15 protein-coding genes and 1 pseudogene are annotated in these 13,539 nt (G+C 53.8%); 5 read left to right on the top strand and 11 right to left on the bottom strand.

Features of this window, described 5'->3' with window-relative positions:
• Positions 1 to 7 precede the first annotated feature (7 nt).
• From slmA to coaBC, 3 genes are all read right to left on the bottom strand, one after another.
• Positions 8 to 604, bottom strand: coding sequence for a nucleoid occlusion factor SlmA (gene slmA / locus ACOTYB_RS14135; protein ID WP_003860901.1), 597 nt, complete (start codon positions 602 to 604; stop codon positions 8 to 10).
• 121 nt (positions 605 to 725) lie between these two features.
• Positions 726 to 1,184: a dUTP diphosphatase gene (gene dut / locus ACOTYB_RS14130; protein ID WP_015570042.1), complete on the bottom strand. Its 459-nt coding sequence runs from the start codon at positions 1,182 to 1,184 to the stop codon at positions 726 to 728.
• Entirely contained in the window at positions 1,162 to 2,373 is a 1,212-nt protein-coding gene (gene coaBC, locus ACOTYB_RS14125) for a bifunctional phosphopantothenoylcysteine decarboxylase/phosphopantothenate--cysteine ligase CoaBC (RefSeq protein WP_168707755.1), read from the bottom strand. Before coaBC ends, dut begins: the two co-directional genes overlap by 23 nt.
• A gap of 173 nt (positions 2,374 to 2,546) precedes the next feature.
• On the opposite strand from coaBC, the gene radC reads away from it, so the two are divergent.
• The 4 genes from radC (at position 2,547) to mutM (ending at position 4,738) form a co-directional block, all read left to right on the top strand.
• Positions 2,547 to 3,212: a RadC family protein gene (gene radC, locus ACOTYB_RS14120; protein WP_006812419.1), complete on the top strand. Its 666-nt coding sequence runs from the start codon at positions 2,547 to 2,549 to the stop codon at positions 3,210 to 3,212.
• Positions 3,213 to 3,429: 217 nt separating this feature from the next.
• A complete protein-coding gene (gene rpmB / locus ACOTYB_RS14115) occupies positions 3,430 to 3,666 on the top strand; it encodes a 50S ribosomal protein L28 (protein WP_002436699.1) in 237 nt (78 codons plus the stop codon).
• A gap of 22 nt (positions 3,667 to 3,688) precedes the next feature.
• Complete coding sequence (gene rpmG / locus ACOTYB_RS14110) at positions 3,689 to 3,856, top strand: 50S ribosomal protein L33 (RefSeq protein ID WP_003024094.1); 168 nt, start codon at positions 3,689 to 3,691, stop codon at positions 3,854 to 3,856.
• A gap of 72 nt (positions 3,857 to 3,928) precedes the next feature.
• Positions 3,929 to 4,738, top strand: coding sequence for a bifunctional DNA-formamidopyrimidine glycosylase/DNA-(apurinic or apyrimidinic site) lyase (gene mutM, locus ACOTYB_RS14105; RefSeq protein WP_003860879.1), 810 nt, complete (start codon positions 3,929 to 3,931; stop codon positions 4,736 to 4,738).
• Between the two features lie 2 nt (positions 4,739 to 4,740).
• Here the strand turns inward: mutM and coaD are convergent, their stop codons facing one another.
• The 7 genes from coaD to rfaQ all read right to left on the bottom strand — a co-directional run bounded on the left by coaD (position 4,741) and on the right by rfaQ (position 11,633).
• Entirely contained in the window at positions 4,741 to 5,220 is a 480-nt protein-coding gene (gene coaD, locus ACOTYB_RS14100; RefSeq protein WP_023315165.1) for a pantetheine-phosphate adenylyltransferase, read from the bottom strand.
• Between the two features lie 3 nt (positions 5,221 to 5,223).
• Positions 5,224 to 5,994: a glycosyltransferase family 2 protein gene (locus ACOTYB_RS14095; protein WP_003860875.1), complete on the bottom strand. Its 771-nt coding sequence runs from the start codon at positions 5,992 to 5,994 to the stop codon at positions 5,224 to 5,226.
• Positions 5,994 to 7,268: a lipid IV(A) 3-deoxy-D-manno-octulosonic acid transferase gene (gene waaA, locus ACOTYB_RS14090; protein ID WP_003860874.1), complete on the bottom strand. Its 1,275-nt coding sequence runs from the start codon at positions 7,266 to 7,268 to the stop codon at positions 5,994 to 5,996. The genes ACOTYB_RS14095 and waaA overlap by 1 nt, the downstream gene beginning before the upstream one ends.
• Before the next feature lie 66 nt (positions 7,269 to 7,334).
• Positions 7,335 to 8,324, bottom strand: coding sequence for a glycosyltransferase (locus ACOTYB_RS14085; RefSeq protein ID WP_045335972.1), 990 nt, complete (start codon positions 8,322 to 8,324; stop codon positions 7,335 to 7,337).
• A gap of 11 nt (positions 8,325 to 8,335) precedes the next feature.
• Positions 8,336 to 9,436: a glycosyltransferase gene (locus tag ACOTYB_RS14080; RefSeq protein ID WP_023323973.1), complete on the bottom strand. Its 1,101-nt coding sequence runs from the start codon at positions 9,434 to 9,436 to the stop codon at positions 8,336 to 8,338.
• Between the two features lie 2 nt (positions 9,437 to 9,438).
• A complete protein-coding gene (locus tag ACOTYB_RS14075; protein WP_023315168.1) occupies positions 9,439 to 10,566 on the bottom strand; it encodes a glycosyltransferase family 4 protein in 1,128 nt (375 codons plus the stop codon).
• Positions 10,563 to 11,633, bottom strand: coding sequence for a putative lipopolysaccharide heptosyltransferase III (gene rfaQ / locus ACOTYB_RS14070; RefSeq protein ID WP_003860870.1), 1,071 nt, complete (start codon positions 11,631 to 11,633; stop codon positions 10,563 to 10,565). Before rfaQ ends, ACOTYB_RS14075 begins: the two co-directional genes overlap by 4 nt.
• Before the next feature lie 150 nt (positions 11,634 to 11,783).
• On the opposite strand from rfaQ, the gene ACOTYB_RS14065 reads away from it, so the two are divergent.
• Positions 11,784 to 12,737 (top strand): polysaccharide deacetylase family protein, encoded by a 954-nt coding sequence (locus tag ACOTYB_RS14065; protein WP_045346022.1) that lies wholly within the window; start codon positions 11,784 to 11,786, stop codon positions 12,735 to 12,737.
• 26 nt (positions 12,738 to 12,763) lie between these two features.
• On the opposite strand, the pseudogene ACOTYB_RS14060 reads toward ACOTYB_RS14065, so the two are convergent.
• Positions 12,764 to 13,462: pseudogene (locus ACOTYB_RS14060) on the bottom strand (O-antigen ligase family protein); the annotation flags it as partial.
• Positions 13,463 to 13,539 lie beyond the last annotated feature (77 nt).

Here is a 13,539-nt window from a genome sequence, read left to right as displayed (position 1 = left end):
GATGGCGTTACTGTAACTGAGCAGCCACTAACGGCCAGCGGGCGTCAAAATCGTCCGTTGGTCGATATTTAAACTCGCTGCGCACAAACCGGGAGAGCATCCCTTCGCAAAATGCCAGGATCTGGCTTGCCAGCAGGGTTTCATCCGTATTATATCCCTCGCCTTCCCGCATTTTCTTCTCGCGCAGAACCTGACGCAGCTGGGCTTCGATACGCTCAAAAAGCTGGTTTATACGGCCTTGCAGACGATCCTGTTCAAACATCAGCGCGTGGCCGGTCAGAATACGGGTCAGACCCGGGTTACGTTCACCAAAGCCCAGAATCAGCAGCACAATCAGACGCAGACGCGTGCTGGTGTCTTTTTCATCCTTCAGAATCAGGTTGATGCGCGTGATCAGGCTGTCTTCGATAAACTCGATCAGGCTGTCAAACATCCGGGTTTTGCTCGGGAAATGACGATACAGCGCCGCCTCTGACACGCCCACAGAGGCCGCCAGTTTTGCGGTGGTGATGCGTTGACTGCCGTCGCTGGATTCAAGCATCAGAGCCAGAGATTGAAGTATTTCTTCGCGACGATTCCTTTTCGCGGTTTGTTTTTCTGCCATGTTACAAAATACCCCTGAAAATAAGCACTTGTCAGGCTGGCAACCACACAGCGACCCGCAAACTGACGTTTGCGGTTTGTTATTGCATTATGGCGCTGTGAGATGCGTGTTTGTCGGGCGGTTATTTGCGCCCGGAATGGCCGAAGCCGCCTTCGCCACGGTCGGTAGCGTCGAAGTCTGCCACCAGGTTAAATTCTGCCTGCACCACCGGTACAAACACCATCTGCGCGATACGCTCGCCCGGCTCAATGGTGAAGCTGTCCTGGCCACGGTTCCATACGGATACCATCAGCTGACCCTGATAGTCAGAGTCGATCAGGCCGACCAGGTTACCCAGCACGACGCCATGCTTATGGCCCAGGCCAGAGCGCGGCAGGATCACCGCTGCCAGTGACGGGTCAGCAATGTGAATCGCCAGCCCGGTCGGGATCAGGGTCGTTGCACCCGGCGCCAGTTCTACGGCGTCATCGAGACAGGCGCGCAGGTCAAGACCGGCAGAGCCGGAGGTGGCATACGTTGGCAGCGGAAATTGCTCGCCAACGCGCGGGTCCAGAATCTTAACGTCGATTTTTTTCATCATAACGGGTAACGATCTCGTCCAGTAAGTGTTGGCCCAGGAGTTCTTTGCGCTCAAGCGGTAAGACTTTATCTCCATCCTGCCAGAAAAGGTGCAATGCGTTGCTGTCGCTGTTAAATCCTTGCGTGGACAGCGATACGTCGTTCGCGCAAATTAAATCGAGGTTTTTGCGGGTACGTTTTTGCCGGGCATATTCTTCCACATTATTCGTTTCTGCGGCAAACCCAACAACGTAAGGACGATGAGTTTTCAGTGCGGCGACACCGGCAACGATATCCGGGTTCTTCACCATTTTTATTGTTAATTCATCGCCTTGCTTTTTAATTTTGGCGTCAGCAATAGTTTCGGCGCGGTAATCAGCGACGGCCGCACAGCCGATAAAAATATGCTGCTGTTGAGCATGTGCCTGTACGGCGGCGTTCATTTCCAGCGCGGTCGTCACATCAATACGCTGCACAAACGCAGGGGTGGTAAGCGACACCGGGCCGCTCACCAGCGTGACGTTCGCGCCGCGTTTGGCTGCCGCGGCAGCAATCGCAAAGCCCATTTTGCCGGAGCTGTGGTTGGTGATGTAACGCACCGGATCCAGCGGCTCGCGCGTGGGGCCCGCGGTAATCATGATGTTGAGATGTTGCATATCGTTGACAGGCGAGAAATGGGCGGCGGCCATATCAACAATCGTTAATGGGTCGAGCATACGCCCTGGCCCCACGTCGCCGCAGGCCTGGCTGCCGCTGTCCGGTCCCCAAATCAGCAGGCCGCGCGAGGCCAGCGTGTCCAGATTGTGCTGGGTAGCGGCGTTGCGGTACATCTGCTGGTTCATTGCGGGCACAACCGCGACGGGCGCAGGCGTGGCGAGGCAAATGGTCGTTACCAGATCGTTCGCCATACCGGCTGCCAGGCGGGCAATTAAATCTGCCGTGGCGGGGGCAAGGATAACCAGATCGGCCCATTTCCCCAGCTCAATGTGGCCCATTGCGGCTTCGGCCGCCGGATCGAGAAGGCTGTCGGATACCGGGTATCCCGAGACGGCTTGCAGGCTCAGTGGGGTGATAAAGGCTTTGCCGCCTTCGGTGATCGCGACCCGTACGTCGGCCCCGCGCTCGCGCAAACGGCGCACCAGGTCTGGCGTTTTATAGGCAGCAATACCGCCGCTGACGCCAAGAACGATTTTTTTACCGGCCAGGCTCATCATGATTCTTTCCTGTTGGGTTTCACCAGAGAGCGGGCATTTTATCACAATCCCTAAAACGGGGTGATGATGTCCTTAATTCACTTTGCGAGGCGTTACGCAAGAACGAAATGCCAGCATCGAACCCCGAATTTGCCTGTGGCAGCATAATGGCAAACAGAAGGAGGCCAGGCATGGAAGAGACTGAACTGCTGCTACCGCGTGAAAAAATGCTGCGTCATGGCGTCACGTTGTTAAAGGACGACGAGCTGCTGGCGCTCTTTTTACGCACAGGCACGCCGGGGAAAACGGTATTTACGCTGGCGAAAGAACTGATAGACCATTTCGGTTCACTGTATGGATTGCTGACCGCTGAGCTGGAGGCGTTTACGCACGTTGAGGGCATTGGCGTGGCGAAATATGCCCAGTTGCGGGGCATTGCCGAGCTGGCCCGGCGATTTTACAACGTGCGTATGGAGGAAGAAGACCCGATCCTCACCCCCGACATGACCCGCGAATTTCTGCAAAGCCAGCTCTCCGATCTGGAGCGGGAGATCTTTATGGTGATCTTTCTCGACAACAAAAACCGGGTACTGAAACATACCCGCCTTTTTTCGGGAACATTGAGCCATGTTGAGGTGCATCCGCGTGAAATTGTGCGGGAAGCGATAAAAGTGAATGCAGCCGGCGTGATCCTCGCGCATAATCACCCCTCTGGCTGTGCAGAACCAAGCAGAGCTGACAAAGCAATTACCGAACGTATTATCAAATGCTGTCAATTCATGGACATTCGTGTGCTGGACCATCTGATAATTGGCCGCGGAGAGTACATTTCTTTTGCCGAACGTGGCTGGATTTAGGCCTTTTCTCGCGATCCATCGGGATCTTTGTCTGTTCGGGACTTGAGCACACCGCCGAGTCAGCGTATACTACGCCACCTTTGAGAATCTCGGGTTTGGCATTTGGGCCTGGCAATCGAGAGTTCAATAGAACTATGCGATGACCGGGCTGTAAAGCCTGACGAGGCGCCGATACCCCATACGAAGCTCGAGCTAATTTGATTTTTGGAGAATAGACATGTCCCGAGTCTGCCAAGTTACTGGCAAGCGTCCGGTGACCGGTAACAACCGTTCCCACGCACTGAACGCGACTAAACGCCGTTTCCTGCCGAACCTGCACTCTCACCGTTTCTGGGTTGAGAGCGAGAAGCGTTTTGTCACCCTGCGCGTATCTGCTAAAGGTATGCGTGTAATCGATAAGAAAGGCATCGATACAGTTCTGTCCGAACTGCGTGCCCGTGGCGAAAAGTACTAAGTACTTAAAGAGGAAATAAATCATGGCTAAAGGTATTCGCGAGAAAATCAAGCTGGTTTCTTCTGCTGGTACAGGTCACTTCTACACCACCACGAAGAACAAACGTACTAAGCCGGAAAAACTGGAACTGAAAAAATTCGATCCAGTTGTACGCCAGCACGTACTGTACAAAGAAGCTAAAATCAAATAATTTTAGTCTCCTTGTATTGAAAAACCCCGCAACTGCGGGGTTTTTTGCATTCTGCATCTCAACGGAGGAACCATGCCTGAATTACCTGAGGTAGAGACCAGCCGCCGCGGCATTGAGCCCCATCTGGTTGGCGCGACTATTCTTCATGCTGTCGTTCGCAACGGGCGTCTGCGCTGGCCGGTGTCCGATGAGATCCACGCGTTAAGTGACAAACCCGTCCTGAGCGTGCAGCGCCGCGCGAAATACCTGCTGCTGGAGCTGCCTGACGGCTGGATCATTATCCATCTGGGCATGTCGGGAAGCCTGCGTATTCTTACCGAAGAGTTGCCTGCGGAAAAGCACGACCACGTTGATCTGGTGATGAGTAACGGCAAAGTGCTGCGTTACACCGACCCGCGTCGCTTTGGCGCATGGCTGTGGACCAAAGAGCTGGAAGGACACAACGTGCTGGCGCATCTCGGACCTGAGCCGCTCTCAGAGGCGTTTAACGCAGATTATCTCAAAGAGAAGTGCGCGAAAAAGAAAACCCCGATTAAACCCTGGCTGATGGATAACAAGCTGGTGGTGGGCGTGGGGAATATCTACGCCAGCGAATCGTTGTTTGCCGCCGGGATCCATCCCGATCGGCTGGCCTCCTCGCTGTCGGCGCAGGAGTGCGAGCTGCTGGTCAGAGTTATTAAAGCGGTACTGCTGCGCTCAATTGAGCAGGGCGGGACGACGCTGAAGGATTTCCTGCAAAGCGACGGGAAGCCGGGTTATTTTGCGCAGGAGTTGCAGGTTTATGGCCGTAAGGGTGAGCCGTGCAGAGCCTGCGGGACGCCGATTATTGCCACGAAGCACGCTCAGCGCGCCACGTTTTACTGCCGTCAGTGTCAGAAGTAGGGTTACTTTAGCTTTTCCATCAACGCCTGGTGGACGTTAACCGGCAGGAAGTGGGTAACGTCCCCATGATGGCGCGCCACCTCTTTCACCAGCGAAGAAGAGATGAAGGACCACTCTTTGGAGGGCATCAGGAATACGCTCTCCAGCTCCGGCATCAGATGGCGGTTCATGTGTGCCAGCTGCATCTCATATTCGAAGTCTGCTACCGCGCGAAGACCGCGGATCAGGATATTGGCATGCCGGTCACGGGCAAAGTTTGCCATCAAGTCGCTGAATCCGACGACCTCAACATTCGACAGATGCGAAATCGCATCGGTGGCAAGCTGCACGCGTTCGTTCAGGTCGAACATCGGCTTTTTGCTCGGGCTGGCGGCAATGGCCAGAATCACCTTGTCGAACATACACGCCGCTCGGGTGATGATATCAAGATGACCGTTAGTGATCGGATCGAAGGTACCCGGATAAATCGCTTTTGTGCTCATGGCTCACGTTTTCTCTGAGTAGCCGCGGTTCAGCGCCCACAGCTCGGTGTATTTGTTAAAAGTATACTGGGCATTCACTACGGCCAGTAACCAGCCCTGTTTGCCGTCCAGCACGCCGCCACGCAGCAGCAGCGTTTTCAGAAACGCGCCCAGCGTGTGGGTGAAGATGCCGGTCAGCGTGGCCTTCTTGCCGCGCGCATGCCGCTCCTGTGCCCAGGCGGTGGCATAGTTCAGCTGTTTACGCTGGAAGCTGGCGAAATCGCGGCAGGTCAGATGAAGCAGATCGCCCGTCAGGGGGATGACCTGAGCGTTATCGCAGGCCAGAGACTCATGGACCAGGTTATCGTTGTACTGATAACGCTCGCGGGCATAGAGGCGCATCACGCGGTCGGGGTACCAGCCGCTGTGGCGCATAAAGCGGCCCAGGAAATAGTTACGACGCGCGATACTGTAGACCGCGCCAGGCTGTGGCGCGGCAAGCACCGTTTGAATGGCCTGTCGGAGTTCCGGGGTGACGCGCTCATCGGTATCGATCATCAACACGTAATCGCCCGTGGCGTAACCCTGCGCACGCTGACGCTGAATACCGTAGCCCTGCCAGTCGGTGTCGGTAAAGACTTTTGCCCCGGCTGCACGGGCAACGTCCGCCGTATTGTCCGTACTTCCGGAGTCGAGAATGACGATTTCGTCAGCCCAGGCAACAGAGGCCAGGCAATCCGGAAGCAGGTCGGCGGCGTTTTTGGCGATCATCACGACCGACAGACGCGTTGACATTAGTGGCTCCGCTGCGGCAGATAAGGTTGCAGAAGTTGCAGCAGACGGGTCAGTGCGCCCTGGTTCTGATGCAGGACTTCAACGGCGTGACGACCGTACCACAGGCGGTAATCTTCGTCAGTCAGAAGGGTTGAGACCTCTTTGACCACCGAGTCCGCATCGGTCACGGTGATTAAGCCATCGGCTTGCTGCAATTTCGCGCAGATATCTTTGAAGTTAAACGTGTGTGGACCCATCAGCACGGGAATGGCGTGGGCTGCCGGCTCCAGCGGGTTATGACCACCTCGCTCCACCAGGCTACCTCCAACAAAGGCGAGGTCTGCAATGCCGTACAGCAGCATCAGTTCGCCCATCGTATCGCCAATCACCACCTGCGTGCTGCCAGAGGGGATTTCGCCGCTGCTGCGCAGGGTAAAGCTGAAACCGCCTTTTTGCACCATCTCGCGGGCATCTTTAAAACGCTCCGGATGGCGAGGAACCAGAATCAGCAGTAAATCAGGGAATTTTTCCAGCAGCTGGCGGTGAGCCTGAAGGATAATGGCTTCTTCGCCGTCATGGGTGCTGGTGGCAATCCAGACCTGGCGACGCGGCGCCCACTGACGACGCAGCGTTACCGCACGGGCGGCGAGTTCAGGGGTGACGGAAATATCGAACTTCAGGCTACCCGTGACCGCAAGCTGGTTGCGCTTCAGGCCTAGGGCGATAAAGCGCGCGGCATCTTCTTCGTTCTGCGCGGCGATCAGCGTGATTTTGCTGAGCAGGCGACGCATAAATTTACCCAGCTTGCCGTACCCTTTAGCCGAGCGTTCCGACAGACGCGCGTTGGCGATAACCAAAGGAATTTTACGGGCATGCAGGGCGGAAATCATATTCGGCCACAGTTCGGTTTCCATGACGATCACCAGTTTAGGGCGCACGGTATTCAGGAAACGGTTCATGGCGCAGGGGAGATCGTACGGCAGGTAGACGTGATGCACGTCTTTACCGAAGGCAGACATCACGCGCTCTGAGCCGGTTGGCGTCATCGTGGTGACGGTGATGGGCAGTGACGGATAACGGTGGCGCAGGGCACGCACCAGTGGAATGGCGGCCAGCGTTTCCCCGACTGACACGGAATGCAGCAGAATACCGTCCGGCGCCACTTTATTGCGGCAGTAGCCATAGCGTTCGGCCCAGCGTTTACGGTACGCAGGCGCTTTACGGCTACGAAGCAACAGTCGCAGCCACACCAGTGGCTGAATGATGTAGAGCAGGGCGGTATACAACAATTCCAAGCGATTATCCGTTTTTTTAGTTTCGGCCGGGAAATTCTAAGCATTTAAGCGTGCTAAAGCTATCTCTTATGCCAGATACCGTTTTAAACGGAAGTAGCGTCGACCCAGGCGCCAGCGCAAACGCGGGCTTTTGGCACTTTTCCAGATGAGCTTCCAGATCCCGGTGTCGAAGAACTCTTTGATTATCATTGCTTTCTTTGCCTCATCCTTCATGTTGTCGAAGGTATGAATAATTCCCAGACCCTCTTTGGCGATTTGCCAGTGGCAGGCCGGGATATTTTTCACTTTATCCGGGTAGCGCTGGTTAATGGCATCAAGCATCTTCAGTATCTTCATGTAATGGCGCGCAGAGCGAATCAGCGTGTCGTCATTATCCGGGGTGTGCGATACCGAGGCGGAGTGAATGTAGTAGTCGTAAAAGCGTTCGCTGGTGTACTGAACGCGTTCCGCGGCAAGCAGCACCTCAGTCGTCCACGGAATATCCTGATGGCGCAGGCCAGGCTCGAAACGGAAGCCGTGCTGACGAATAAAATCGTGACGATAGATATTCAGCCAGGTCACATGCAGGAACTTACGTGAATCCAGCGCCTTTTTTAACCATGCCGCACCATTCATGACGCCCGTTGAGGCGAGCTTATCTTCAGGGAAGATAGGGCGAGACGGTTTTTTGTTATTTTCCCAGACGTAGTTGCCATTGCAGGTGGCGACATCCAGGTTCTGCGTGACGGCCATATCCAGCAGACGCTGGTACATGCCGGGTTTGAAGACATCATCAATATCCGGGAAAGAGAGATACTGCCCGGTCGCAACCGCCAGGCCGGTATTACGCGCGATGGACACGCCCTGATTAGGTTGTTCAATAACCTGCATCTGTGGCAGCTTTTCGCGCCATTTTTCGACAATCTGCATCGAGCGGTCAGTGGATCCGTCATTCACGATGATGACTTCCATACTGTCGATGTGTTGATTTACAAGGCAGGTAAAGAACTGATCGAGAAAAGCTTCACCGTTATAAACGGCAACCACCACGCTTAATAAAGGCGCTGAATTTTGCATATGAAACCTGATTATTTTTGGTTGTCGACCAAAGCAATGTATTGCTGGCAAATGGCGTTAATACCGAACGATGCGATCGTTTCGCGATCAACAACTGGCGGAGAGGCATACAATTCTGCCAGTGTTTTCGCCAGTGATTCGTCGGTTAACGCTGTCAGACCTCGCGCCAGGGGGCCAGTAAGGATCTCAGCAGGACCGCCAGGGCAGTTTGTACTCACCGGTGGGGTCTGACAGATAATGGACTCTACCAGTACATTACCAAAACCTTCGCAGTCGGAACTTAACACTAAAAGGCGTGCCCCTTTGATCCACGGGTAGGGGTTGGTTTCGAACGGGCGGAAGACGATCTTGTTTTCAATTCCCAGCTTAGCGGCAAGCTGTTTGAGCTGGTTTATTTTCGCGTCAGAACCTTTGCCCATCAACACCAGCGATGCGTCGATCTTGCTCAGCGCAAACGCCCGCAGCAGCCGGTCGTGACGTTTGTGTTCATGAAAACGGCCAACGTGGATAATGTAATCCTGCCCCTGCATCTCAAAGGGCGCTTCCGCCAGACGCTGAATTTCAGGGATATCAAAGGGGTTATGGATAACCGCTTTGCGCCGCAGGGGGATCGCGAGTACTTGAGAGAGGTCGTGCAGCACGGCGCCGGAAACCGCCACCACGTTGCGGTTTTCATAGGTATGCCGAATTTTATAATGCTTAAACCAGCGAGAAAGCCCGCTGCGATGGCGCAAATAGGAGAAGGAGAACATCCCGTGAACGCAGAACCAGACCTTATCCCGATCCAGCACGCGGCTGTGCGCCACGATACGGTCGGTTTTATGCAGATGCGAGAACACGACGTCAAATTTACCGCTGCGTTCTGCATTCTCGATGGCGCGATCCAGCAAACGGGCGCGACGCGGGATCTCGGTCAGCTTCCGCCAGGGTTTTTTACAGGTATCCTGCACAATCTGAAAATCGATGCCTTCCGGAATGGCGTAGTCGCACACCTTCCGTAAGGAGAAAAGGGTGACCTGATGCCCCAGTTCTGTCAGTCCGCTGGAGAGGGTGAGAACCGTTTTTTCGGCTCCTCCACCGGGTAAACCATCAATAATCATTAGGATGCGCATTATTAATCCAGTAATTTTTGATAAAGCGAAATAAGCTGACTTGATAGTTTTTCAGGGGTTGCTTCTCTGACGCGTTCACGCGCCGCAAGCCCCATATTATTATTTTTTTCCAGTGAAGGGATGGACATGACGGCCTCCTTCAATGTGTGGATATCAAGTGCATCACAGTAAAACCCGTTCTGGCCTTGCTCAATAAATTCTGAACCACCGCAACTCTCTGACGTAATGACGGGCAATCCACAGGCCATTGCTTCAAGTATGACGTTAGGGAAAGGATCATACAGCGTCGGCAGCAGTAAACCATCAGAAAGCTGATAAAATGGCAGCGTCTCTTTTTGCATCCCCAGGAAACGGATTTGCCCCTCACAGCCTAATGAACGGGCGAGGTCGCGATAACGGCTTTCCGCTTTATCCTGACCGACCACAACCAGCCATGCCGATGTTCCTGCTATAGCCCGAATAGCGCTTGCCAGCCCCTTGCGTTCAAACCCTGAACCCACGAAGCAGAAAATGACGGCATCAGCGGGTAAGCCAAATTGCTGACGCAGTACAGCGCGTTGTCTCTCTTCTGCCGGAACGAAGCGGCTGGAATCTATTGAATTATAAATCACATGTATCTTTTTTGCGTCAATATCAAAGTCTTCGACGATTTCGCGTTTGATCATCTCCGCATTACAGATAACGGCTTTCAACTCGGGAGCCTGGTACATTTCACGTTCTGCGTTCATCACGTAGCGGTGATAACGATCGTGCATAAGCAGCTTCGCACGCCAGGCGGGAAGAATACGCGTACGCTGTAGCAGCCAGCGTCGATGTACACCATCCCCGGCGCGGTAAATATCGCAGCCCGGAATACGTTCGTGGCTCTGGACAATATCAAACTGCTGTTGCTGCCACAGCGCGCGTGCGGCGTGTGCAAAGCCGCGCTCACGGCTGATGCGGCCCCACTTTCGTGGATCGCAAATATGAATATGCCAGTCGTCCTGCTTTTCGCCCTGCCACTCGCGGGTGATGACGTTGAGCTCAAGATTTTGATTGCTCAGCGCGGTAAGTGCCCTGGAGACAAAACGTTCTGCTCCTCCATCCGGACGATATTTTTGGCGCACAATGGCCAGACGATGAAGCTTCATTGCAGGTATCTCCTTGCGGCGGAGACGACAGCATCAACGGGGATGGCGTCGAGATAACGTTCCGTCGTTTTTGTATCAATGGCGTCAGGGTTGGGAAGCGGGCCGTAGTTACCTGCCCAGATGACCTCGCCGTTAACCTGCCATGGCGACCAGAACGTCAATTTTGACGGGCCAAACAGCGCCACGCAGGGCGTCTGAAGGGCGGCGGCCATGTGCATGGGTACGGAGTCAACGCCAATGAACAGGATCGCGTGATCGATTAGCGAGGCCAGCTGGCGCAGGGTTAACTGCCCTGCCAGCGATACAACACCCGTCTGCGGGGAGGCGGCAAGAATGCGGTCAATCATCGCCAGCTCTTTCTTATCCGGTCCCGCCGTAAGGACGATAGTGTGGCCGTCCTGCTGCAACGCGGCGATAGTTTGCGCCATTTTGCCTTCGTCCCAGCACTTAAAGAACCAGCGTGACGTGGGTTGAATAACGATGTAGCGGTCTCCCACGCCCTTTTGTGTCAGCTTTTGGTGAGCATGGCGCCAGTCATCCGCGCTGTAAGCCATGGTGACGGTAGGGTTGGCCATTACCGGCAGCGCTGACAGTATGGAGAGATTTTGTTCAACGGTGTGCAGCGACTGATGGCTGGCGACCGAGACCAGTTCACTGTGACAAAAACGCCAGAAGGCATTCTTGCGCTTGTTAAAAGCGAACCCGAGCCGAACCGGTGCGCCGGTGAAGCGGGTAACAATCGCGCTGCGCCACTGATCGGCAAGATTGATCACCAGATGATAATGCTGAGCGCGTAAAGCACGAAGCAACTGCCACTCTTTTTGCAGGTGCTTCAGCGTCCCCAGCTGCTTCCATTTACGATCGATACCATAGATCGTCCCGATTGCCGGATGCGCGGCGAGCATGTCTCGCGTCTCTTCATAGAGAAGCACGTCGATTTGGGCTTCAGGCCATTTCTGGCGTAATGAATTGATGACGGGGGTGGTGAGTAACATGTCGCCATGATGGCGAAGTTTGATCAGTAAAATGCGCAAATCAGGCGTGTCAGGTAAGTTATTCATCATCATCTTATCGGCGTTGTACTATTGGCAATTCTAATAGACCTGGTAACGACTTGCACTCTTTCTCCATAATGTCAGGAATTTCCCTGGAAGGGTTTACTCCTGCTTTCGGGCGTGCGTAACATAGCGCTAACTATTTTGTCTTGCGGACTTATTATGAAAAAACCAGCGTTTATCATCACGATCGATACCGAAGGGGATAATCTCTGGCAGAACCACCGGATGATCAAAACGGAAAACGCGCGCTACCTGGCGCGGTTTCAGGCGCTTTGTGAACGCTTCGGCTTTAAGCCCGTCTGGCTGACCAACTACGAGATGGCCGTCGAACCGGTATTCATTGAGTTCGCGAAAGAGGTCATAGCCCGCGGCCAGGGTGAGGTGGGAATGCATCTCCATGCCTGGAATAGCCCTCCGGAGCACGATCTGACCGGTGATGACTGGCGCTGGCAGCCTTATCTGATTGAGTTTTCAGACGAGGTCATGCGTGAGAAAGTGCTGTTCATGACCCGCTTACTGGAAGAGACTTTCCAGACAAAAATGCTCAGCCATCGCGCCGGGCGCTGGGCATTCGACAGCCGTTACGCCCGGTTGCTGATTGAGCTGGGGTATCAGGTAGATTGTTCCGTTACGCCGCGCGTGAACTGGCGCAACGCGAAAGGTGCCCCGCAGGGTAATGGCGGAACGAATTACCAGCATTTTCCCGATCGCGCCTATTTTTTGGACGTAGACGACATTTCCCGGCCGGGAAACAGCCCTCTCCTCGAAGTGCCGATGAGTATCCAGTATAAACACCCGGCATGGCTGAATTCCCTGAAGCAGGGTTACGATCGTCTGCGCGGTAAATACCGTTCTCCGTCAGTTAACTGGTTACGCCCGTCCGGCGGTAACGCGCAGGAGATGATTAAGGTTGCGCAGCAGTGCCTGGCTCAGGGGAATGACTACGTAGAGTTCATGCTGCATTCGTCGGAATTTATGCCTGGCGGCAGCCCTACTTTTAAAGACCAGGCCGCGATTGAGGGACTGTATCAGGATCTGGAGCAGCTCTTTACCTGGTTATCAGATAAGACCGTGGGGATGACGCTTGCGGAGTTTTACCAGTACAAAAAATAGTTATGCCCGCCAGGCGGGCATATTTATTATTGCTGCTTTGTTTGTGAGAAAGGTGTACTTAACGCAAACAAAATCATAAAGAAGATTAAGGCTTCTGAACTGAGCAGTATGACATCCGTCAGTCCATACAAAAGCAAAAGAAGCATTGACGTTAGCAGCAGCGCGTTTCTGTTTCGTAGGGCATACGCAATCATCGAAACGAAGAAAAAGAGCATTACCGCTACGCCGGGGATCCCCTGCAAAGAGTATTTCTCAATAAATTCATTATGCAGATGGACTTTGATGTATTCGAGTGCACTGCCAAGGTGCGGATGTCCGTCTTTAATATACTGCCGCGTCCACGCTTCACGCTGTTCCAGCGATTGCCCTAACGGATGCGCAAGACCATTCTCGATCCCGACAGTCCACATCGAAAAACGTGCGCCCAATGACGTGCGGTCAAAACCTTGTTGATAACGTTCAACCTCATGTTGGGTTTATTTTATTTTCGGCGAAATCAATGGCTTGTAGCTCACGATTACAACGCCTGCAACAATGCATAGAAAGATGAGGGCGGATTTAAGATGAATCTTTCTGAAATGATAAAGCGTGAGCACAATTGCCAGAAGCAGATATAAACCCATCGCAGCACGGGTCCCCGTCAACAGTATGACGAAGTAAGAGATTAATATAGTGAAGCCCGCAACAACATACAGCTTCACGTTCTGTTGAAGGTAAAGACTGAATCGCCACAGGTTTAACAGACACCTCAGAGTCATTTAAGATGACTTAAAGAGAGGTACCCATGAGCGGTAAGCGTTAT

Source organism: Enterobacter cloacae complex sp. IR5450, assembly GCF_049238665.1.
Lineage (GTDB): Bacteria > Pseudomonadota > Gammaproteobacteria > Enterobacterales > Enterobacteriaceae > Enterobacter > Enterobacter hormaechei_C.
This window is presented reverse-complemented; position numbering and strand designations above follow the sequence as displayed.

Bases quoted from the DNA above. Each gene is read 5' to 3' on its own strand.
- slmA (WP_003860901.1), bottom strand. From the start codon at position 604: ATGGCAGAAAAACAAACCGCGAAAAGGAATCGTCGCGAAGAAATACTT.
- dut (WP_015570042.1), bottom strand. From the start codon at position 1,184: ATGATGAAAAAAATCGACGTTAAGATTCTGGACCCGCGCGTTGGCGAG.
- coaBC (WP_168707755.1), bottom strand. From the start codon at position 2,373: ATGAGCCTGGCCGGTAAAAAAATCGTTCTTGGCGTCAGCGGCGGTATT.
- radC (WP_006812419.1), top strand. From the start codon at position 2,547: ATGGAAGAGACTGAACTGCTGCTACCGCGTGAAAAAATGCTGCGTCAT.
- rpmB (WP_002436699.1), top strand. From the start codon at position 3,430: ATGTCCCGAGTCTGCCAAGTTACTGGCAAGCGTCCGGTGACCGGTAAC.
- rpmG (WP_003024094.1), top strand. From the start codon at position 3,689: ATGGCTAAAGGTATTCGCGAGAAAATCAAGCTGGTTTCTTCTGCTGGT.
- mutM (WP_003860879.1), top strand. From the start codon at position 3,929: ATGCCTGAATTACCTGAGGTAGAGACCAGCCGCCGCGGCATTGAGCCC.
- coaD (WP_023315165.1), bottom strand. From the start codon at position 5,220: ATGAGCACAAAAGCGATTTATCCGGGTACCTTCGATCCGATCACTAAC.
- ACOTYB_RS14095 (WP_003860875.1), bottom strand. From the start codon at position 5,994: ATGTCAACGCGTCTGTCGGTCGTGATGATCGCCAAAAACGCCGCCGAC.
- ACOTYB_RS14085 (WP_045335972.1), bottom strand. From the start codon at position 8,324: ATGCAAAATTCAGCGCCTTTATTAAGCGTGGTGGTTGCCGTTTATAAC.
- ACOTYB_RS14080 (WP_023323973.1), bottom strand. From the start codon at position 9,436: ATGCGCATCCTAATGATTATTGATGGTTTACCCGGTGGAGGAGCCGAA.
- ACOTYB_RS14075 (WP_023315168.1), bottom strand. From the start codon at position 10,566: ATGAAGCTTCATCGTCTGGCCATTGTGCGCCAAAAATATCGTCCGGAT.
- rfaQ (WP_003860870.1), bottom strand. From the start codon at position 11,633: ATGATGATGAATAACTTACCTGACACGCCTGATTTGCGCATTTTACTG.
- ACOTYB_RS14065 (WP_045346022.1), top strand. From the start codon at position 11,784: ATGAAAAAACCAGCGTTTATCATCACGATCGATACCGAAGGGGATAAT.